At 60.5% G+C, this 18,497-nt stretch carries 20 protein-coding genes and 2 pseudogenes; 10 read left to right on the top strand and 12 right to left on the bottom strand.

Annotated features, from left to right (window positions below):
- Positions 1-30 precede the first annotated feature (30 nt).
- The 4 genes and pseudogenes from EJ077_RS24210 to EJ077_RS24195 all read left to right on the top strand — a co-directional run bounded on the left by EJ077_RS24210 (position 31) and on the right by EJ077_RS24195 (position 4,259).
- Entirely contained in the window at positions 31-1,257 is a 1,227-nt protein-coding gene (locus tag EJ077_RS24210) for an iron-containing alcohol dehydrogenase (RefSeq protein ID WP_208696903.1), read from the top strand.
- A gap of 17 nt (positions 1,258-1,274) precedes the next feature.
- Positions 1,275-2,761, top strand: a pseudogene (locus EJ077_RS24205) (NAD-dependent succinate-semialdehyde dehydrogenase).
- A gap of 9 nt (positions 2,762-2,770) precedes the next feature.
- Entirely contained in the window at positions 2,771-3,592 is an 822-nt protein-coding gene (locus EJ077_RS24200; protein ID WP_208696901.1) for an alpha/beta hydrolase, read from the top strand.
- A gap of 40 nt (positions 3,593-3,632) precedes the next feature.
- A complete protein-coding gene (locus EJ077_RS24195; RefSeq protein ID WP_245458525.1) occupies positions 3,633-4,259 on the top strand; it encodes a hypothetical protein in 627 nt (208 codons plus the stop codon).
- A 27-nt stretch (positions 4,260-4,286) separates the two neighbouring features.
- Here the strand turns inward: EJ077_RS24195 and EJ077_RS24190 are convergent, their stop codons facing one another.
- The 12 genes and pseudogenes from EJ077_RS24190 to EJ077_RS24140 all read right to left on the bottom strand — a co-directional run bounded on the left by EJ077_RS24190 (position 4,287) and on the right by EJ077_RS24140 (position 12,638).
- Entirely contained in the window at positions 4,287-4,844 is a 558-nt protein-coding gene (locus tag EJ077_RS24190) for a hypothetical protein (RefSeq protein WP_245458524.1), read from the bottom strand.
- Positions 4,841-5,412 (bottom strand): annotated as a pseudogene (locus EJ077_RS24185) (L,D-transpeptidase). The gene EJ077_RS24190 and the pseudogene EJ077_RS24185 overlap by 4 nt, the downstream one beginning before the upstream one ends.
- Positions 5,399-6,562, bottom strand: coding sequence for an AAA family ATPase (locus tag EJ077_RS24180; protein ID WP_208696900.1), 1,164 nt, complete (start codon positions 6,560-6,562; stop codon positions 5,399-5,401). The pseudogene EJ077_RS24185 and the gene EJ077_RS24180 overlap by 14 nt, the downstream one beginning before the upstream one ends.
- Positions 6,559-6,792, bottom strand: coding sequence for a hypothetical protein (locus EJ077_RS32335; RefSeq protein ID WP_245458523.1), 234 nt, complete (start codon positions 6,790-6,792; stop codon positions 6,559-6,561). The genes EJ077_RS24180 and EJ077_RS32335 overlap by 4 nt, the downstream gene beginning before the upstream one ends.
- The gene (locus EJ077_RS32330; RefSeq protein WP_245458522.1) at positions 6,786-7,193 is read right to left on the bottom strand and encodes a TadE/TadG family type IV pilus assembly protein; all 408 of its coding nucleotides are present in this window, start codon (positions 7,191-7,193) and stop codon (positions 6,786-6,788) included. Before EJ077_RS32330 ends, EJ077_RS32335 begins: the two co-directional genes overlap by 7 nt.
- Positions 7,187-7,681 carry a TadE/TadG family type IV pilus assembly protein gene (locus EJ077_RS24170; protein ID WP_208696899.1) on the bottom strand — a complete coding sequence of 165 codons (495 nt, stop codon included), beginning with the start codon at positions 7,679-7,681 and terminating at the stop codon, positions 7,187-7,189. The genes EJ077_RS32330 and EJ077_RS24170 overlap by 7 nt, the downstream gene beginning before the upstream one ends.
- 4 nt (positions 7,682-7,685) lie before the next feature.
- On the bottom strand, positions 7,686-9,215 hold the full coding sequence (locus tag EJ077_RS24165) for a TadE/TadG family type IV pilus assembly protein (RefSeq protein ID WP_208696898.1): 1,530 nt from the start codon (positions 9,213-9,215) through the stop codon (positions 7,686-7,688).
- A gap of 39 nt (positions 9,216-9,254) precedes the next feature.
- Positions 9,255-9,536, bottom strand: a complete 282-nt coding sequence (locus EJ077_RS24160) for a hypothetical protein (protein ID WP_245458521.1) — start codon at positions 9,534-9,536, stop codon at positions 9,255-9,257.
- A gap of 4 nt (positions 9,537-9,540) precedes the next feature.
- A complete protein-coding gene (locus EJ077_RS24155; protein ID WP_208696896.1) occupies positions 9,541-10,986 on the bottom strand; it encodes a type II and III secretion system protein family protein in 1,446 nt (481 codons plus the stop codon).
- 63 nt (positions 10,987-11,049) lie between these two features.
- Positions 11,050-12,081, bottom strand: coding sequence for a Flp pilus assembly protein CpaB (gene cpaB / locus EJ077_RS24150; protein ID WP_208696895.1), 1,032 nt, complete (start codon positions 12,079-12,081; stop codon positions 11,050-11,052).
- 93 nt (positions 12,082-12,174) lie between these two features.
- Complete coding sequence (locus EJ077_RS24145) at positions 12,175-12,390, bottom strand: Flp family type IVb pilin (protein ID WP_208696894.1); 216 nt, start codon at positions 12,388-12,390, stop codon at positions 12,175-12,177.
- 20 nt (positions 12,391-12,410) lie between these two features.
- Entirely contained in the window at positions 12,411-12,638 is a 228-nt protein-coding gene (locus tag EJ077_RS24140) for a Flp family type IVb pilin (protein WP_208696893.1), read from the bottom strand.
- A 540-nt stretch (positions 12,639-13,178) separates the two neighbouring features.
- Between EJ077_RS24140 and EJ077_RS24135 the strand changes: the two genes are divergently transcribed.
- From EJ077_RS24135 to EJ077_RS24110, 6 genes are all read left to right on the top strand, one after another.
- Positions 13,179-14,567: a CpaF family protein gene (locus EJ077_RS24135; RefSeq protein ID WP_208696892.1), complete on the top strand. Its 1,389-nt coding sequence runs from the start codon at positions 13,179-13,181 to the stop codon at positions 14,565-14,567.
- On the top strand, positions 14,567-15,538 hold the full coding sequence (locus EJ077_RS24130) for a type II secretion system F family protein (protein WP_208696891.1): 972 nt from the start codon (positions 14,567-14,569) through the stop codon (positions 15,536-15,538). The genes EJ077_RS24135 and EJ077_RS24130 overlap by 1 nt, the downstream gene beginning before the upstream one ends.
- Before the next feature lie 18 nt (positions 15,539-15,556).
- Entirely contained in the window at positions 15,557-16,507 is a 951-nt protein-coding gene (locus EJ077_RS24125) for a type II secretion system F family protein (protein WP_208703110.1), read from the top strand.
- A 52-nt stretch (positions 16,508-16,559) separates the two neighbouring features.
- Positions 16,560-17,120: a tetratricopeptide repeat protein gene (locus tag EJ077_RS24120; RefSeq protein WP_208696890.1), complete on the top strand. Its 561-nt coding sequence runs from the start codon at positions 16,560-16,562 to the stop codon at positions 17,118-17,120.
- A 1-nt stretch (position 17,121) separates the two neighbouring features.
- A complete protein-coding gene (locus EJ077_RS24115) occupies positions 17,122-17,661 on the top strand; it encodes a prepilin peptidase (protein ID WP_208696889.1) in 540 nt (179 codons plus the stop codon).
- Positions 17,662-17,816: 155 nt separating this feature from the next.
- A complete protein-coding gene (locus EJ077_RS24110; RefSeq protein WP_208696888.1) occupies positions 17,817-18,485 on the top strand; it encodes a methyltransferase family protein in 669 nt (222 codons plus the stop codon).
- Positions 18,486-18,497: the final 12 nt, after the last annotated feature.

Below are 18,497 nucleotides of genomic sequence, written 5' to 3'. Positions count from 1 at the left end.
TTCTCAGATTCCCCCAAGGATCAGCCTGTCATGAGCCTTCTCACAGCCCTCCGGCTCCCACGCGAAATTCTATTCGGAAGGGGGCAACGTCATGCACTGCCGGCCGTGGCCGGTCGCCATGGCCGACGCGCCCTGGTCTGCACCGACGAGCGTTTCGCCGCCACGGCGGTGTTTGCCGAAATCATGGAATCCTTGCAGTCATCGTCGATCGACGTGCTGGTTCACGATGGTGTCCTCCCTGACGTGCCGCGCGACTCGGTGGCGGTCTGCGTCGAGGAAGCGATGGGCTTCCGGCCCGACATGGTGATCGGCATCGGCGGCGGCAGCTGTCTCGATTTCGCCAAATGCGCCGCCTTGCTGATCAGCCACGGCGGCAAGCTGCAGGACTACTATGGCGAGTTCAAAGTCCCGGGGCCGACGCTGCCGCTCATCGCAGTACCGACCACAGCCGGCACAGGATCGGAGGTTACGCCCGTCGCGGTGATATCGGATCCGGACCGGACACTCAAAGTAGGCATATCGAGCCCCCATCTCATTGCCGCGGTTGCGATCTGCGACCCCGAACTGACAATGACCTGTCCGCCGGGCCTGACCGCGATCGCTGGCGCCGACGCGCTCACCCATGCGATCGAGGCCTTCACGGCCATGCGTCGTGACGGTGACTTCAGCCTGCCGCAGCGCCACGTTTTCATCGGCAAGACGCCGTTGACCGATCATTTCGCGCTGCTGGCCGTCAAACTGCTCGGCCGCAGTCTGGAGAAGGCGTGCACCGACGGCGGCGACGCCGAGGCGCGCGCCGACGTGATGATGGGGGCGCTGGCTGCGGGTTGCGCCTTCGGCACTGCCGGCACGGCGGCGGCGCACGCGGTGCAATACCCGGCCGGCGCGCTCACGCACACGCCGCATGGGCTGGGGGTGGCGACAATGATGCCTTATGTCATGAGCTATAACAGCCGTGTGGCCGCGGCGGAAATCGCCGAGGTAGGGATTGCTCTCGGGCTTGAGCCGAGCGGTCATGGCGCCGACGAAATGGCGGAAGCGACCATCGAGGAGATCAGGCGCCTGTTTGCGGCGATCGGTATCACTCCGACGCTGGCCGGCCTGGGGCTTCCCGCTGACAGGCTCGACTGGACCGCCGAGCAGGCGCTCGGCATCGAGCGTCTGATCAAGAACAACCCGCGCCCCTTCGACCTTACCGCCATGCGCCGCCTTGTCCAGGCGGCCTATGACGGCGATCTCAGCGCCTGCGCCATGTGAACGTCAGGAACAAGACGATGAACCTTCCCTACAATGCCTTCCAGCTCGATCAGGATCCCTACGATGTGCGGCGTTTCCCGCACCGGCTCTACATTGGCGGACAATGGCTGCCGTCTTCAGACGGCGGGGTCATCGAGGTCACCGATCCGTCCTCGGGCGCCGTGATCGCGGCGGTCCCCGATGCGACCCTTGAGGACGCCACCGACGCGGTCGAGGCAGCCGCCAAAGCCGCCAAGGGGTGGCGTGAGACAGCGCCGCGCAAGCGTTCCGAGATTCTCAGGCGCTGTTTCGAACTGATGGTCGAGCGGTCGGAGACGCTTGCCATGCTGATTTCGCTGGAGAACGGCAAGGCCCTGCGCGACGCGCGCGGCGAAGTGGCTTACGCGGCCGAATTCTTCCGCTGGAACGCCGAGGAAGCGGTTCGCATCACTGGTGAATTTGGCACCGCTCCGTCCGGAACCAACCGGATCGTGGTCGACTACCAGCCGATCGGCATCTGCGTCCTCATCACGCCGTGGAATTTCCCTGCCGCGATGGCGACACGCAAGATCGCACCGGCCCTCGCGGCAGGCTGCACGGTCATTCTGAAACCGGCCAGCGAGACGCCGCTGACCGCCTATGCACTCGCCGCGCTCTACAGCGAAGCCGGCGTACCGGACGGTGTCGTGAACGTGCTGACGACGTCGGCGCCCGGCCCCCTGACGTCGGCCATGCTGGCCGATCCGCGCGTCAGGAAGCTCTCCTTCACCGGTTCGACCGGGGTCGGCCGAGCCTTGCTCGCCGAAGCCGCCAAACATGTGATCTCCTGTTCGATGGAACTCGGCGGCAATGCACCCTTCATTGTCTTCGACGACGCTGATCTCGATGCCGCCCTCGACGGCGCCATGATCGCCAAAATGCGCAATGCCGGCGAAGCCTGTACGGCCGCCAACCGCATCTACGTCCAGTCCGGCATCCATGATGCGTTCGCCGACGGCCTGTCCCGGCGCATGGCCGCGCTCAAGATCGGTGCCGGCACCAGGGCGGACACCGAATGTGGACCCATGATCACCAAGAAGGCGGTCGACAAGATCGACCGGCTGGTCAAGGACGCGGTCAGCCGGGGGCCAAGGTGCTCTGCGGCGGCTCGGTGCTTGAAGGAGATGGGTTTTTCTATCCTCCGACGGTCCTGTCCGAAGTCTCGCCGGACGCTGACATGGCGCATGAGGAGATATTCGGCCCGGTGGCGCCCATCACCCGCTTCGAGGGCGAGGCACAAGCCATCCTCCACGCCAACAACACCGAATACGGCCTCGCCGCTTATCTCTACACCCGCGACGTGGCGCGCGGCATGCGGGTGGCCTCGGAGATCGAGGCCGGCATGATCGGCCTCAACCGCGGCTTGATGTCGGATCCCGCCGCGCCCTTTGGCGGGGTCAAGCAGAGCGGCCTTGGGCGGGAAGGGGGTCAGCACCACGGCATCTCCGAGTTCATGGAGGCCAAATACATCGCTGTAACCTTCTGAGCGGACACCATGTCGAAGGATCCTTTTCGCACCCGCGACCACGTTGCTGATTTCGATGGCATCGTGGCCGATATCGTCGCCCGCAGCGCCGCGACGCGGGCTTCGCTGCCCATGCTGGCGGATGTCGCCTACGGTCCGCACCAGGCCGAACGCCTTGACCTTTTCTTTCCGGAGGGATCGCGCAAGGACCGCCCGGTGCACATCTTCATCCATGGCGGTTATTGGCGCATGTTCACCAAAAGCGATTATTCCTACGTTGCCGAAACGGTCACGAGCGCGGGGGCAATCGCGGTCGTGATCGACTATGCGCTGATGCCTGCCGTCAGGATGGCGGCGATCGTCGACCAGATCCGGCGCGCGAGGCAATGGGTGCAGGATAATATCGCCAGCCATGGCGGCGATCCCGGTCGGCTAAGCGTCAGTGGCCATTCCGCCGGGGCGCATCTGGCGACCTTTCTGTTCAACGAGGATTCGCCACATCCCCCCTCGGCCGCGCTTCTGCTCGGCGGGCTGTATGATTTGAAGCCCCTTCAGCATTCCTTCCTCGAGCCTTTGATAGGCCTGACCGACACGGAAGTTGCGGCATTTTCGCCGATGAGCAAATCCCACTCTTCGTGGACAAAAGTCACGATGTTGGTCGGCGAGCGGGAAACACAGCCGTTTCACCTGCAAGCCAGATTGTTTGCTGATCGTCTGACAAGGCAGGGCCTGAGTGTATCGAGGGGCGTGCTCACGGCGCGCAACCACATGGATAGCGTACGGGATCTAGGGCTGCGCGGCACAATCGCAGGCGACTGGCTTCACCAAGTCGTCCGAGTCGGACCACCCTGATCGGTCCTCACGGCAGCTGCGGAGGGATCTCCATCCGCATTTGCCAACTGTTGCCGATACAAAGCAAAACGCGCCGTTAAGCTTCATGCAATCTATGCGGCATAAACTGCCCGCCAGATTGCGAGGCACCATGAAGCGCAAACCATTATTGCTTTTCGCGTTCCCGGCCTTTGTCCTGCTGATCCTGGCGGCGGAGCGAATGGCCACGATCCTGCTCGGAACCTATCCCGCAAGCCCCGATATATGGAAGGTCTGGCTCGCCTTGCACCCTTCGTCCGGAATGGTCTGGCAGCAGGTCGATGTCTATCTGGGAGGGTCGATGGTCCTGGATTTCGCCCTGCTGGGCGCGGCGCTGGGGATCTTCTGGATGGCAAGTCAGGCCAGAAGGTCGGCCGCTTTCTTTCTTGCCAACCATGGCAGCTTGATCCTCGCGGCGTCGATGATTTTGATCGGCGGCCGCTCGCAGACCGCCAGCACCATTGCCGGGTTCACGGCGCCGAGCGGCTTTCAGTTCTCACTGACGATGGACTTCACCTGGCTGAACTGCCTGCTGGCGGTCATCGGAGTGACGGCATGCGCCTATTGCCATTTTGCCTATATACGCGAACTCGGCATGCGCGTTGAACCGATGCGTGTCAGGCTCATGGCGTTGCAGAGAGATTTCTAGCGCAGCGCGGCCGAGGCCGAAGTTAGTTTATCTTGTGATAGGTGACCTTGCCTTCCGGGGATACGATCCGCTGGTAGTTGGAACTTGGCGGGGGAGGCGCTGCCGGAGCCGGCCTCCTTCGCGTTGTGCGCGGCATATCCTCGGTGGCCGGTTCCGCCTCGGTGGCACTGGCAACCGCCGCCGTATCTTCGGCGGGCGGGGGAGTTCCACGACGCGCGGCTCGTCGGCACCGTGATTTCCCGACATTTCCGGTGCCTGTTTGGCCACGTTGGCGTTGACCTCGCCGAAGCTCGCCCGCAACCGGTCGTCCAGCGCCTCGAACCGGCTTTGAAATCCGTTGTTGACGGTGTCCAGCCGCGCACTCATTCGCTGCTCGAACTGGCCGAGGTCTTCCAGCCGCGCCTCGATCGCGCGCAGGTCGTTGATGCCACGGTAGAGATAGACGGCCGCAGTGGCGTTCAGAAGGGCAAACAGCGCCAGGCCGACGCAGACAGCAACGGCCACTCTGAACCGGCTCTTCTCCTTGTCGAGCAATGGCGGTTCGATCGCCGCCAGCAGTTCGTCGGGATCGCTGATCGTTGTCATTGGACCACCACCTTGGTGCCGACAGGCACGCGCCTGAAAAGATCGATGACATCGGTATTGGTCAAGCGAAAACAGCCCGACGTGCCGTCGAAACCCACGCCCGAAGGGTCGTTGGTGCCATGGATGCGATAGAGCGTATCGCGACCGTCCCGAAGCAGATAGAGCGCCCTTGCGCCGAGCGGATTGTATGGCCCGAGGGAACCATCTCAGGCAACTCCGGCCGGCGGGCGCGCATTTCCTTGGGCGGGCGCCACGCCGGCCACTCCGTCTTTGACCCCACCTCGACCGTACCCGTCCAGCCGAAGCCATCGCGTCCGACACTGATCCGGTAGCGCAGGGCCTCGCCCTTGCCGGTCACCAGGTAGAGCGCTTTTTCCTGCTTGCGGATGATTATGGTTCCAATCTTCTCGGCCGTGGGAAAAGCCACCGTCTTGCGCAGGCTGGGACCCATGGCCGGCAGGGGCGGGCGGCTGTCCGCCGACGCGCTCTGTCCGGCTGGAAGCGTCAGCGCCAGGCCGAGGAGGCAGGCGGCCGTCAGTCGAAAGCGATGGCAGCTAGCGGGCCGCATCGTCGAGCCGCTCGCGGAACATCTTCTTCAGATCCTTATTGAAGCGCGCCCGGCCATCCACTTCGGACGGAAGCATCGCGCGGTTCAGGGCGTCGGCCAGCAGGGCGTTGTCGAGGCTGACCGATTTGATGTTCGGCGCCTTGAAGATCTTCTCCAGCTCGCCGCGCGAGAAGTGGTTGCCGAACCATTTGCGCTTGTGCTTGTTGGCCACCAGCGTGATGCTGACGTTATTGCCGCGCAGCTCGCGGATCTTCTTGTAGAGCCGTTTGCCTTGCCGGAGCGAAGCGACATTGAGCTCGAAGACGATGAAGATCTCGTCGCTCGTCGACAGCACGGAATTTTGCCAGGGCGTTTCGATGTTCGGCAGGTCGATGACGATGTCGTCGAAACGGTAGGCGACAAGGTCGAGCAGCCGGAAGACGAAATCGGCGCCCTGCCGCTCGAATGGCAGCTGCGGCCGTTCGAAGGCATAGAGTGTCAGGCCGGAAGGCCGCGACAGCTTGATGACATCCATCAGTTCGACATCGAGCCGTTCCGGCTGGCCGATGATGCCGGCAAGGTCGAACTGGTTGAACAGGTTGAGATAGGCGCCGCAATTGGCGCTCTGGAAGTCGAGGTCGACCAGGCAGGTCGAGGCCGCGCGCTCAGTCGATTTCGAGGCCAGGAATTCAGCTGCCGACAACGCCAGCGTCGTGGCGCCGGCGCCGCCGCTGGCGCTGATGAAGGTGATGATGCGGCTTTTGGTGCCCTGGTTGCCGCTGTCGTGGAAGGTGACGGCGTTGAGCAGCTCCTTGCCGTCGAGCGGCTTGTGCAGCCAGTCGGAGGCATTCATGCGCACCAGGACGCGCGTCTGCTCCGACGTCAGCTCGTCCGAAACGGCGATCAGCGGCACGGCTGCCCACCGCGCACGCGCCTCGACGATGCCTGGATTGCCAAGCAATTCGCCATTGCCGAGATCGAGGATGACGATGCCCGGGCGCGTGTCGGCCGGCGGGCCTTTGAGGAAGTCGCCCGTCTCGGCAACCCGCACATCATAGATCGCCAGGGCGTCGAGCCGTGTCGCCACATCGCGCTTGAAATTCGGATCGGAGGAAAACAGCGCAACCTGCTTTCGCTTGGTGGGCAGGACCTTGGTGTTGATGGCGTTCATGGATATGTGCTCTTCATGTCTTCGCCCGTGACCGTGCTCAGCATGGAGGGCATGGTGATGGTTCCGAATCGAAGAAAACCGGCCAGAAAGAAGAACTGGAAGGGATGATTGACAATGCTGACGGTGATCGTTGGCACCGGCCCACTGGGGCGTGTCCAGTAACCGAGGCCTGAAGCCTGATATTGGATCTGGACCTCGGATTTCAGAAGGGTTGGCAGGAATGTCAGCATTCCCGGCCGGTTGCTGCTGCCGCTAAAATAAAGTCGAAAGCGGCTTGGCTCACATTGAGGTTCTGGCACGTGGCGCCTGTTCCACATGTGCAAGATACAGCTCCGGCGGCACTGGCCGTACAGATGTAGCTGTAAGTGTTGGCTGGAACCGCCTTTCCCACATCCAGCGAGTTGCTGGGTGTATTCGCCTCCAGCAGAAGTCCACTGGCGATCGGAGCGGAAATCTGTGCCAGCCTGGCGCCGGCCTGCACCGCTTTGTTGCCGGCATTCCATTGATAGAAAGCGTAGCCGAAGTCGACGAATCCGAGCAGCAGAGTGAGCAGCATGGGCATCGCGATGGCCATCTCGACCATTGTCGCGCCGGAGTGGTCTCTCCAGAACGTCCCGCGCGAGATCACCATCCGAAGACACGCTCCTGATGGAACACGGTGAGGTTGACGTTACCAAAGCCAAGATAAGACCAGAGGCCCAGAGTGGGATATGGATACGCAGTGCTGACCTGCACGACAATGACTGTACCGGTGCTGCTGAGATAGAGTTCGTTGCCGGTGGCATCGACCGCCTGGATCGATTGTGCCTTGGTGATGGTGACTTGACCCGTGGTCCACCCTGTGACCCTCGCGCTACCGCCCGTGACGGCCCCGTTCACGGCCAGTTTTGTCGCCAACCCCGAACATGTATTCCAGTCGCTGCTGCAGCGCGCCATGTAGCGAGCAGCATCCTCGACGCCGGCTTCGAGAAGCAGACGCGTGTTGAAGATGTTCGAGAACTCGAAGACACCGGCCGACAGCAGCAACACGAATGGCGTAACGATCGCCACCTCGACCAGGGCAGAGCCTTGTTCGTCGTGGTGGAACCGCCGGAGGAATTGTCTGAGTGCGATGAACATGGCGCTACCGGTACAACTGGGCTTCGTTGCGGAATGCCTTGTCGACAAGGGTATTATTGGCAAAGGCGCCATCCACGTCGACGATCTCCAGACTGATGGGTTTCTCGCCTGAGGAAGGATCGTCTGGATCCTTCGTGTTGTCCTGCTTCTGAACCGGCGTGTTAATAAATACGCTGACATAGCCGTCCGGCTTGATCGAGACGTGACCGTTTAGCTTGTCCTCGTTGGCGAGGCAGTTGACGATCGCCATGTTGAGCAGCCGGCGATCTGGATCGAGTGTCGGGTTAGGACCCTTGTAGCAGGATGGATCGCCGCTTTCCTTGGTCGGATTCAGCGACTTGTCACCGACAAGGCTTTTGGCGATCTCGTACTTGTAGACGTCATATCTTGATGCGGGAGCGCTCGTGGAGCCGGTCGGGTTGGTGGTGCTGGGGACGTTCGGATACGCCGTCCCGTGGTTGACCTGCCAGTAGCTTGTCCAGAAGCTCTGCGATCCGATCGGGTCGGACATGCCTTTCGCATCGTCATAATTGGAGCCCGGAGGCAAAGGCAACGCGGTGTTGTCCGTCACGGGATCGTACTTGCTGCAGCCGGTCTTCTGGCCCTTGCGAACGTTGGTCGCCGGCCTGTAATTGAAGTCCTTGCTGTCGTTGTTCAACGAGCCGCTGTAGAGATCGAATCGGGTGTTGAGGCCAGTGTTGACCTGGCCAAGGGTGACGCCGGTCTTCGTGGTCAGTGCGTTGCGATTGTAACAGGTTCCCGAAGTCCCGATCGCAATGGCATCCCGCAGCGAACTGAGATTGTTGTCGATCAGGCCGAAATTGCCGGGGCCAGGGTTGGAATCCACTTTCAAAACACGGAACTCTCGTCCGTAGGTATCTCCCGATGCAAATGCCTGCTGGATCGTCTTGCTGGTCAACGGGTCCGTTGTCTCGAACGGGTTGCACATGAAAAGTGGAACCGTTTCGCAGATAGATTGAACAAACCCGGCCACCGCTTGTGGTCGAATGTCCATGGTATCCGTGCTGCCGACGAGACTTGCGGGGAAGACCGTCGCGAAGGAACCTGCGCCGGCCGCGTTGACAGTGACTTCCGCGAAGGACACTGCTTTGGGGTCGGTGCTTGCCCAGTTGACGCCATTGGCATCGACGCCTGCTGCACTGAGAGTCGTGTCGTCGCTGGCTGGTATCCCGGTCAGATAGGTCACGGTCACATCGGCCAAGACGATCGCATGAGAGCCAGACGTCGAAAACAAAGTACCGTTCGAGACAAGGCTGGCAACGGCGTTGTTGGCCCTGGTGATGCTGTCTGTTCTGCCGTCCAGTTCGCCGGCCGCCGCCAGCGCTAGGCCATCAATACCCTTTTGCAGATCGTTGTGGAGGCTGTTGGCCCGGCTCAGATCGAAGGCCAGCACCGAGAAGCCGATGAGCACGGGTATCATAATCGCCACGAGGATCATCGCTATGCCGCGTTGATCGTTCCAGAAGGCACGAATGGTCCCCAACATGACCTTACTCTCTGCTTTGTCGCGCAAGGGCTCCTCGCATGCCCAGCGCCCTCCGCATCCTTCCGTTCAATTCGACTGCGTCGTCACACCCGACCCGCCGACATTGACCGTGATGGCCGGCGGTGGCGGGGGTGGCGGCGGAAATTTGTAGCTGTGCGCAACAGCGGCGGCGCGCGTACCGTCGCCCTCGATATGCGTGTTCCTGGAGGCCGGATTGAGCGGGTCGACCGTCTGAAGCATCGAGTTGAACTTCTGCGTGTCGCCGGCGGCCAAGGTCACCGTGTCGTAGTGGTTCAGATAGTCCGCGGCACAGCCCGAAAGCGACCCGGCACACAGAATGAGGATCAAGGCGCTATTTCTTGACATAGAGCATCTTGTCCTTCGATTTGAAGTCCAGCATGTGGCCATAGGGGCCGGTGACGCCGTCGCCTGTTTCATATTTGCGGATCATGTCCTTGTTCACTTCGAGCTGGCCAAGCACGAAGAACTCCGGATCGTTCGCGGGCCGGGTCTTGTCGAAAGGCGTCGCCAGCTGTTCGCCGGGCTTCACAGGCCGCACGATATGCGGCGTGACGACAACGACCAATTCCGTCTCTTCCTTCTGGCTGCTTGAATTGCGAAACAGCGTGCCGATGACCGGCACCTGGCCGAGCCACGGCACCTGGTTCTGAAGCTTGGTGGTCTTGCTCGACAGGAGCCCACCGACCGCGAAGCTCTGGCCGTCGCGCAGTTCGACGACGGTTTCCAGCTTGCGGTTGGTGAAGATCGGATCGCCGGCTGTCGTGAAGCCGGTCAGGTCGCTGACCTCCGGCGCCAGCTGGATGTGGATCTTGTCGTCGGCGAGCACCACCGGCGTGAACAGGAGATTGACGCCGAACTGCTTGTACTCGATCTGGACCTCGCCATCTTTGTTGACACTGCGGATGGGAACCTGGCCGCCGGCGTTGAAACTGGCGGGTTCGCCGGAAAGCGTGGTGAGGTTCGGCTCGGCAAGCGTGCGCACCACCCCCTTGGCTTCCAGCGCCTCGATGAGCAAGTCAACTTTGATGTTGCTGTCGATGACGCGGGCAATCAGTGCTGCAAATGGGTTGGAGTTCGACAACAGCCCCGTGATGACATTTCCGGGCCCTGCCACCACATTATCCTCGTCAACGGCAGCGCTGCCTGTGCCCAGCCGGGTCGTGCCGCTGCTGTTCCTGCTCCTGATCGACACGCCAAGGTCGCGGCCGGCATTGCGTTTTGCTTCCAGCACACGCACTTCGAGGTTGACCTGCTGGCTGTCGTCGACCGTGACGGCATTGATGATGGCGTCGGGCCCATATTGCTGCGCCACTTCCATGATGGCCGCCAGCGTGGCGCCGTCCTTGACATGGCCGCCAAGCCGCACCCTGCCATTCACCGAGCCGATTTCGATGCGCGACCTCGGCGAAACCTGGCGGATCGCCGCCGCCATGTCGCTGACATCGACGCCGACCTCGATCTGGATGACGCCGAGCGAGCGCTTGTCCGGCGAGAACAGGTTGACCGTGGTGGTGCCGGCGCCCTTGCCGATGACATAGAGCGTGCGGTCGGTCATTGGCTGGGCATCAGCGATCTTCTCGTCGCCGACGACGATGTCGCCGAGATTGGCATTTACCTGGATTGTCACCGATTGCGACATCGGCAGGAAAACACGATGGACGCTGGGGTTGGACACGTCGATGAAGCGGTCAGCCGCCTCGGCCACGAGGCTCGACAGCAAAAACGCCACCAGACAGGCCAACGCGCCCGCCGCCATCCTCAACCAAGTCCCCTGCATCCCCGTCTCCCAAATGCTGCTTAAGGCAGCCACCGTGTCGCGCGGTATTATGGCGCTATATTATCATGGTTGTCGCGGCACGTCATATGTCTCGAGCTTCACGCCCCGAAACACGCCTACTGACACATTCTTCGGCGGCTCGGGCTGCACATACTTGACCACTTCCTTGACGACTTCCCGCACTTCAGCGGCCGCGGGAGCGGGCTTAGCCTTGCCCAGCTCGTCAAGCCGGCTTCCAACGCGCTCCACAGCCTGGGTGAGCCCGGCAATCTTTTCCTCGGCACGCTTGCGCTCAGCTTCCGCCAATGCGTCCGCGGCCGCTTTCTTCTCGAGTTCGGCCTGTCGTTTGGCGACGTCTTCGGGCATTTCGCCGGTCAGGTCGGAAAGCGTCACCCGCTCGGTGGCCTCGCCCTTGCTGGCCGCCGCCTGGCGCAGCGCCAGGGACAATTGGCCGGCGCCGGCTGCCAGGGTCAGCTTCTGCGCATCCTTGGTGCTGACCTCGAGCGTCACTGACTTGACGACGGTCGGGCTGTCCTTGCTCACATCGGCAACCTGGTCGATGGCGAGCACCTTCATGCTCTGCAGCAGCACGTCGACAAAACTCTTGTCCGCACCGTCGTCGCCACGCACCGTGCGCGTCAGCAGAATATCGACGCGGTCGCCGGGGAAAACGAATCCAGCCACCCCAAGCACATCGTTGACCCTGATGGAAACGGCTTTCATGCCTTCGCCAAGCACTGCAGAGAGCGTGGCGCGCTGGCCGGGGCCGGTGATCTTGGTGGCGAGAACAGGCTCATTGGTGCCGATCGCCTGCAGCGCCTGCTTTACGCCTTCGCCAGTCAGCATTTCTTTCGTTGTCTTGAAAGCGCCGGCCGGAACAGCGCCGGCCGGCCACGCGATTTCGCGCAACTTGTCCTCGGTCAGCGTGTCACCGAATTTCAAAGGTATGGCCGCCACCACCACCGTATCATGCGGGACGTCATCCGTCCGCGCCATGGCATTGCGCTGGCTGGCAAGCCAGATATTGGCGAGCACCACCGCCAGTACGCCGAACACGCCGGCGAGAACAATCATGATAAGCGTATTAGCGCGCATCTTCCCACCCCACCATCGCCCGCCGGGCGAATGTCAGCCCCTTCGAAGCACTATGCTCTGGGCCGAAATCGAACGATTCCGGCCCAGAATGTTTTAGCAGGTGCCACCGGCACCGCCGGTGCTGGATACACCCTTGCCGTTCAGGTTCGTGCAAAGGCCGGTGAATTGACTGCCGACCCATCCGCCGATGGCAATAATCGCAACGATCGATGCCGCTGCAACGATGCCGATCAGGATCGAGTATTCCACCATGGCAGCGCCGTTATCATCATCGCGAAACTGCCTGGCCGATTCGATAAGCCACTTCATGACTTATTACTTTCGCCCGATCAGCTGGACGTGGCGCAAGTGCCAGTGCCAGTACCAGCGGCGTCGAGACCCTTGCCGCTCAGCTTCGCGCAAAGGCCGGTGAACTGGCTGCCGACCCATCCGCCGATAGCGATGACCGCAACAATCGATGCCGCGGCGATGATGCCGATCAGGATAGAATATTCGACCATGGCAGCGCCGTTTTCGTCATCGCGGAACTGCCGGGTCATCGTCATGAGCTTCTTCATGTCAATTTCTCCCATTGGAGGTTTGAACCCGACGAGACAGAGCCAAGGATGAACTCCATACCCAAGCATCCCCCGTCATCTCGATCCTAGGTCCCGAGAAATTGCAGAGTCAAACGGGATTAACGGTTCCTTAACTTCCCAATACATGAACTTGCGAGTTGAACGCGGCTTTGGATTTGAGCAAGAGCTTGATTCGTCTAATTTTTCAAGCGCCCTTAACCATTCGTTCACAATTATGCGTAGGCCCTAATAAAGTGATCGCTACTTTAGCCATATGGCATATCCCTTTATATCTAAGGGGTTATAGCCAGATATGGAGTGGATTCCGATGTCGGACCACGCAGGGGCTCAGGCGGCTCTAAAGCTTAGTCGCTCACTCATGTTTGGCAACGCGGGTACCATAAATAAAAACGATATTTTTTGGAGGCGCTCCTTAACTATGTTGAAAGTATTGCCGGCATGTGAGGCGCCCCGGCGCTTGTGCGTCGCTTGGTTAACGTTTAGTTTCCGCTAATATGCGTTGGAGGGGTATAAGGGATTATGCTGGGGCGGTTTATCAAGGGACCAAGCGAGCAGCAGGCCGCGACAAAGGCCGAGCCGCTGACTGTACTGCCCATCGTTCCGGCGGTTTCTCCGGTTGTTGATATAGAACCTCATGGCGACGACTTCCTGACGCTGAAAGTCGAACTGCATCGCCATTTGATTGACCGGTTCAATTTATCCGCGCTCGAAACCGCGTCCAAGGACGAGATCCTGAACGAGATCCGCCCGATCGTGCGCGAGTTCGTGCGCAGCCACAGCGTGCCGCTGAACGCACGCGAGCTTGATCAAATTACCAGCGAGACCGCCGACGAGATGCTGGGGCTCGGCCCGATCGAACCGTTGCTCAAGGATGACACGATCACCGATATCCTGATCAACACCCACAAACGCGTCTTTATCGAGCGGCGTGGCCTGGTTGAAGAGACGGCCATCCGGTTCCGTGACGAGGCGCATCTGCTGCGGGTCATCAACAAGATCGTTTCAGCCATCGGCCGGCGCGTCGATGAATCCTCGCCGATGGTCGATGCCCGATTGGAAGATGGATCCCGCGTCAACATCGCGGTGCGGCCGATCTCGGTCGACGGCCCGTTGGTGTCGATCCGGAAGTTCTCCAAGAATCCCTATTCGCTCGAACGCCTGGTGGCGCTCAACTCGATCCGTCCGCCAATGGTCGATTTGATGCGGATAGCCGTGCAGGCGCGCAAGTCGATCCTCGTTTCGGGAGGGACGGGCAGCGGCAAGACGACGCTGCTCAACGCGCTGTCGAGCTACATCCCGTCCAGGGAGCGCCTGATCACCATCGAGGATGCGGCGGAACTGCAATTGCAGCAGCCTCATGTCGGCCGGCTGGAGACACGCCCGCCCAGTGTCGAAGGGAAAGGCGAGGTTCGCCAGCGCGAACTGGTCAAGAACGCGTTGCGCATGCGTCCCGACCGTATCATTGTCGGCGAAGTCCGCGGCGAAGAGGCCTTCGACATGCTGCAGGCCATGAACACCGGCCACGAGGGCTCGATGACCACCATCCATGCCAACACGCCGCGCGATGCGATATCGCGGCTGGAGCAGATGGTCGGCATGGCGGGAATGCCGATGACGCATGAGTCCATCAGAGCGCAGATTGCATCCGCCATCGACGTCATCGTGCAGACACAGCGCCTGTCCGACGGCGGCCGGCGCGTGACATCGATATCGGAGATTACCGGCATGGAAGGAAACGTCGTCCAGATGCAGGAGATCTACACCTTCGTGCGTCGCGAGGTGACGGCTGACGGTCAGATCGTCGGGGAATTTCGCGCCACCGGTGTTCGCCCACGATTCGCCCCGGAAGCGGCGACACTCGGGCACCATTTCGCCAAGGACGCCTTCAATCCCCAGGTTGCGCTCTGATGCCCACCGGCCAGACCTTGCTCTACTTTATTTACACGCTCGCGGCCGCGGCAGTCATTCTCGCCAGCGAGGCGCTCTATCTGTCCTTCGCCGATCGCCGTTCCCGTGCCGGCATGATCAACCGGCGGCTGAAGCGATTGTCCGACGAGGCTCCGGCCGAAAAGACCTTGCAAGGATTGCTGCGCGAACGCGGCCTGACGGATACGGGTGACTTCCTTTTCGGCATGGTCGGCCTGAACAGGCTCTATACCCAATCCGGCATTACCGGAAACCCGCTGGTTTTCGCCGCGATGTTCCTGCTCTCGGCCCTTGTAATTGCGCTGCTGTTCTCGTTCCTTCTGCGTTTTTCCGTATTGCCTTGCATCCTGATTTTTCTGGTGACCGGATTTGTCTTGCCACTTCTCCTTTTGCGTCGTGCGCGCAGCAAACGGATCCAGAAATTCGCGAAGCAGCTCCCCAATGCACTCGACATGATCGTGCGTTCGCTGCGGGCGGGGCACCCGGCAACGGTGGCCATAGGTCTGGTCGCGCGCGAAATGCCCGATCCGATCGGCACCGAATTCGGCATCGTCTCCGACGAAATCACCTTCGGACTGAGTATCGAACAGGCGGTGCGGAAGCTTTCCCAGCGCGTAGGCTTCGAAGGCCTCCATCTGCTGTCGGTGTCACTGTCGATCCAATCGAAAACGGGCGGTAACCTGACCGAGATCCTGGCCAATCTGTCGTCGGTTCTGCGCGAACGTCAGAAACTCAGGATGAAGATCAGGGCGCTTTCGTCCGAGGGCCGGGTGTCCGCGTGGATCATCTCGCTCTTTCCCCTCGTAATGTTTCTGATTCTCCAGCTCGCAGCGCCGGCATATTACGGCGAGATATGGCACGACTCTCTGATCACGCCGGTGTTCCTGATCTTCGGAACATGGGCGCTGCTGGGTGACTTCATCATGTATCGCATGGTCAATTTCGATTTCTGACAGGAGCGAGCCATAAACCTGCTATCGAATATTCAGGGACTGAGTTTCCTGGTTTCCACCGCGGTGTTCGTGGCGGCTGCGTCGCTGTTTCTGTTCGGCGCGCTTGTCTTCTTGCCGGCGTTGCAGACACGCAAGCTGGTTGCCCAGAGCCTGACGTCGGAAGGCATCGTCGACCGCCGCTCGCTCGCGGGGCAGGAACAGTTGGTCAAAATCTCGGCACAGCGTCCGGTTGATGCCTACTTTCGATCGATGGAGAAGGAACGCAATGAGCCGAATGCGCTCGAGGCTAAGCTTTTTCGCGCCGGGTTTTATCAACCCATTGCTCCGCTCATCTACACCTTGTCGCGACTGGCCGCGGTCTGTATCGGTTTTTTGGCTGCCTATGCGCTCCTTGTACGGGTACTCCCGCCTCAACTCCCAGCTTTCATAGCCTTTGCCGGTTCCGCGTTGTTCGGACTCGCCTGCATCGTGATTCCAGCTATCCTGCTCGATCGCTTCGAGAATGCCCAAAAAAAAATCTATCGTCGCGGGTTTCCCGATTTTATGGACATGATGATCACGTGTGCCGACGCCGGCATGAGCCTGGAGGCGGCGGTCGAGCGTGTCGGCGCCGAACTGGCCGGCACCCACAAATGGCTGGGTATCCAGCTTGCGATCATGAACCTGCAGTTACGGGCCGGCAAACCGTTGCGGGACGCGCTGCGTGAACTCGCGGACCGCATCGGGCTGGAAGAGGCGCGCTCGCTCGCCGTGCTGTTCCGGCAGTCGGAAGAGCTCGGCACCAGTCTGACGGATGCACTGCGCGTCTATAGCGACGAGATGCGCGGACAAAGAATTCTGAGCGCTGAGGAGAAGGCCAACGCCCTGCCTGTCAAAATGATGATCCCGTTGGGATTATGCATCTTCCCGGTGGTCATGATGGTGATCATGTTGCCGGTGATCATCCGCATGAAGGGCATTTTCTTCTAAATCGTTCTATGCTTTGATTCTAAAATAGAGTCGCCGGACTCTGGGGGATAAAATGACAGGGCCAATGCGCCTCGCAACCGTCGTCGCTGCCAGTCTGTTGATGGCGGCCCTTGCCGGCTGTCAGACAAACGGCACCGACTCCACTGGCGGTGTCGTGCGCACCAATGAACCCTCGAAAGGCGATGTGACGTCCTTTGGCGATGCGTTCGACGGATTGAAGACGGTCAGCGACGTCGAATATTACGCATCGGACCAGGCCGTGGCCGAAGCCAAGAACCAGTTCCGCGCGGAAAACTATGGCAACGCCGGCGCGCTGTTCTTCAAGGCGACGCAACTGGCCCCCAATGACGGCGGCGCCTGGATGGGACTGGCCGCTTCCTGCGACCGGATCCACCGCTTCGACCTCGCCGACCGTGCCTATGGCCGCGCGTTCAAGCTGATGGGGCCGTCGCCCGAATACTACAACAATGTCGGCTATTCCGATCTGCTGCGCGGCAAGCTGCAGGACGCGCGCGGCAATTTCCTCAAGGCTTATGAGCTGGCACCCAACGATCCGACCGTGGCCAACAATCTGAAGCTGCTGTCGTCGAGCGTGCAGAACATCGAGCGCTAGCATGCTGCTCGTCGAAGCGCTGCTGTTGAAGGCCCTGGCCATCCCGCTGCTCGCCAGGATTGCGTGGCTCGACTTCACGACGCAGAGGATTGCCAATCGCGACGTGCTGCTGCTGCTCTGCCTGGGAGTGGGGTCGCTGTTGCTGCTGGTGCTCCGATCCGGATCATGGTGGGACATGGGCTTGAGCGCGGCTGCCGGCCTCGTGCTGTTTGTAGCCTTGTTCCCGTTCTGGGTCTTGCGCAAGATCGGCGCCGGCGACGTCAAGCTGATGGCGGTCGTCCCTTTTCTGACCGGCGGCGAAGACCTCGTCGTCTTTTCCGTGCTGCTCCTGGTTTTCGCCCTCGTCACCGCAGGGGCAATGAAGAATCCATTCCTGCTGCCCGCGGGCGCCTTCCGCCTCTACGTCCAGCATCTCGATCGCAAAGGCGTTGTGCCGTTCGGCGTGCCAATCTCGGTCGCGGCGATCTGCACGACAGCCCTCGTGATCTATGAAAGTGTGGTGTTGGCGAGCAGTTCTGGAATCCTGAATCAGCTTAACTGAACGGCGGCAGTTCGCTCTGCTGTGCGAAGCGCCGGCCATCCAGCCGCATTCACGGGCATCAAAAGCTGAGACGGCATAGCCGTTAACTCTTTGGAAACCATCTTCTTGTCGGAGCGCGGAAGTGATGTTTCAATGACTGCTTAGGGAGGATGAAAATGTTGAACGAGGATTTTCTTGGCCGAATTGCCATTATCTTTGCCATGACGGTTTTGGCAACGTCCAGCGCGATACCTCTGTTCCTCTATTTTCGTCAGGATGCTTCAGTAATTTCGCTCGCAATCGTTACTCAACTGGCTTCAACGGTTTTTCTGTTGTTGCAGCTTGTGATGACGATCGCCCGCCTTCCGCCAAAGGGAACTGCGCAGGGAATTGAACCGAGAGTAATCTCGGTAGCTGGTACATTTATGATGCTGCTCGCATTGAGCCTGACGCCGGCATTGCAAAATGAGGCCGCTCAAGTGACAGCTCTTTGCTTGGTCCTCATCGGTACGGCAAGTTCGATTTTCTGTCTTTATTGGCTGGGCCGTTCCTTCTCTCTCATGGCGACAGCTCGTCGCCTTGTTACCACTGGCCCGTATTCGATTGTCCGGCATCCGCTTTACATCTGTGAAGGGGTATTCGTTCTCGGGATGATCCTTTCGCATTTTTCAATGCTGATGGTGGCACTTGGCGCGTTTCAGTTTCTTTTGCAGTATAGACGCGCGAAAAATGAAGAGTCTATTCTTCGGAAAACCTTCCCAGAGTACGACGATTACGCTAGGCGCGTCCCAATGATCTTGCCAAGGTTCCTTGGTGGGGCCATACCAGATTCTGGCGGCCGATAGTCAGGACTAGCC

It is taken from the genome of Mesorhizobium sp. M8A.F.Ca.ET.057.01.1.1 (assembly GCF_003952565.1).
GTDB lineage: Bacteria > Pseudomonadota > Alphaproteobacteria > Rhizobiales > Rhizobiaceae > Mesorhizobium.
The sequence above is the reverse complement of the archived record's forward strand: the minus strand, read 5'-3'. Positions and strand labels throughout refer to the sequence as shown.

What these genes read in the sequence shown, in the direction of transcription:
- EJ077_RS24210 (WP_208696903.1), top strand. Translation starts at nt 31, where the DNA reads ATGAGCCTTCTCACAGCCCTCCGGCTCCCACGCGAAATTCTATTCGGA.
- EJ077_RS24200 (WP_208696901.1), top strand. Translation starts at nt 2,771, where the DNA reads ATGTCGAAGGATCCTTTTCGCACCCGCGACCACGTTGCTGATTTCGAT.
- EJ077_RS24190 (WP_245458524.1), bottom strand. Translation starts at nt 4,844, where the DNA reads ATGACAACGATCAGCGATCCCGACGAACTGCTGGCGGCGATCGAACCG.
- EJ077_RS24180 (WP_208696900.1), bottom strand. Translation starts at nt 6,562, where the DNA reads ATGAACGCCATCAACACCAAGGTCCTGCCCACCAAGCGAAAGCAGGTT.
- EJ077_RS32335 (WP_245458523.1), bottom strand. Translation starts at nt 6,792, where the DNA reads ATGCTGACATTCCTGCCAACCCTTCTGAAATCCGAGGTCCAGATCCAA.
- EJ077_RS32330 (WP_245458522.1), bottom strand. Translation starts at nt 7,193, where the DNA reads ATGGTGATCTCGCGCGGGACGTTCTGGAGAGACCACTCCGGCGCGACA.
- EJ077_RS24170 (WP_208696899.1), bottom strand. Translation starts at nt 7,681, where the DNA reads ATGTTCATCGCACTCAGACAATTCCTCCGGCGGTTCCACCACGACGAA.
- EJ077_RS24155 (WP_208696896.1), bottom strand. Translation starts at nt 10,986, where the DNA reads ATGCAGGGGACTTGGTTGAGGATGGCGGCGGGCGCGTTGGCCTGTCTG.
- cpaB (WP_208696895.1), bottom strand. Translation starts at nt 12,081, where the DNA reads ATGCGCGCTAATACGCTTATCATGATTGTTCTCGCCGGCGTGTTCGGC.
- EJ077_RS24145 (WP_208696894.1), bottom strand. Translation starts at nt 12,390, where the DNA reads ATGAAGTGGCTTATCGAATCGGCCAGGCAGTTTCGCGATGATGATAAC.
- EJ077_RS24140 (WP_208696893.1), bottom strand. Translation starts at nt 12,638, where the DNA reads ATGAAGAAGCTCATGACGATGACCCGGCAGTTCCGCGATGACGAAAAC.
- EJ077_RS24135 (WP_208696892.1), top strand. Translation starts at nt 13,179, where the DNA reads ATGCTGGGGCGGTTTATCAAGGGACCAAGCGAGCAGCAGGCCGCGACA.
- EJ077_RS24130 (WP_208696891.1), top strand. Translation starts at nt 14,567, where the DNA reads ATGCCCACCGGCCAGACCTTGCTCTACTTTATTTACACGCTCGCGGCC.
- EJ077_RS24120 (WP_208696890.1), top strand. Translation starts at nt 16,560, where the DNA reads ATGACAGGGCCAATGCGCCTCGCAACCGTCGTCGCTGCCAGTCTGTTG.
- EJ077_RS24115 (WP_208696889.1), top strand. Translation starts at nt 17,122, where the DNA reads ATGCTGCTCGTCGAAGCGCTGCTGTTGAAGGCCCTGGCCATCCCGCTG.
- EJ077_RS24110 (WP_208696888.1), top strand. Translation starts at nt 17,817, where the DNA reads ATGTTGAACGAGGATTTTCTTGGCCGAATTGCCATTATCTTTGCCATG.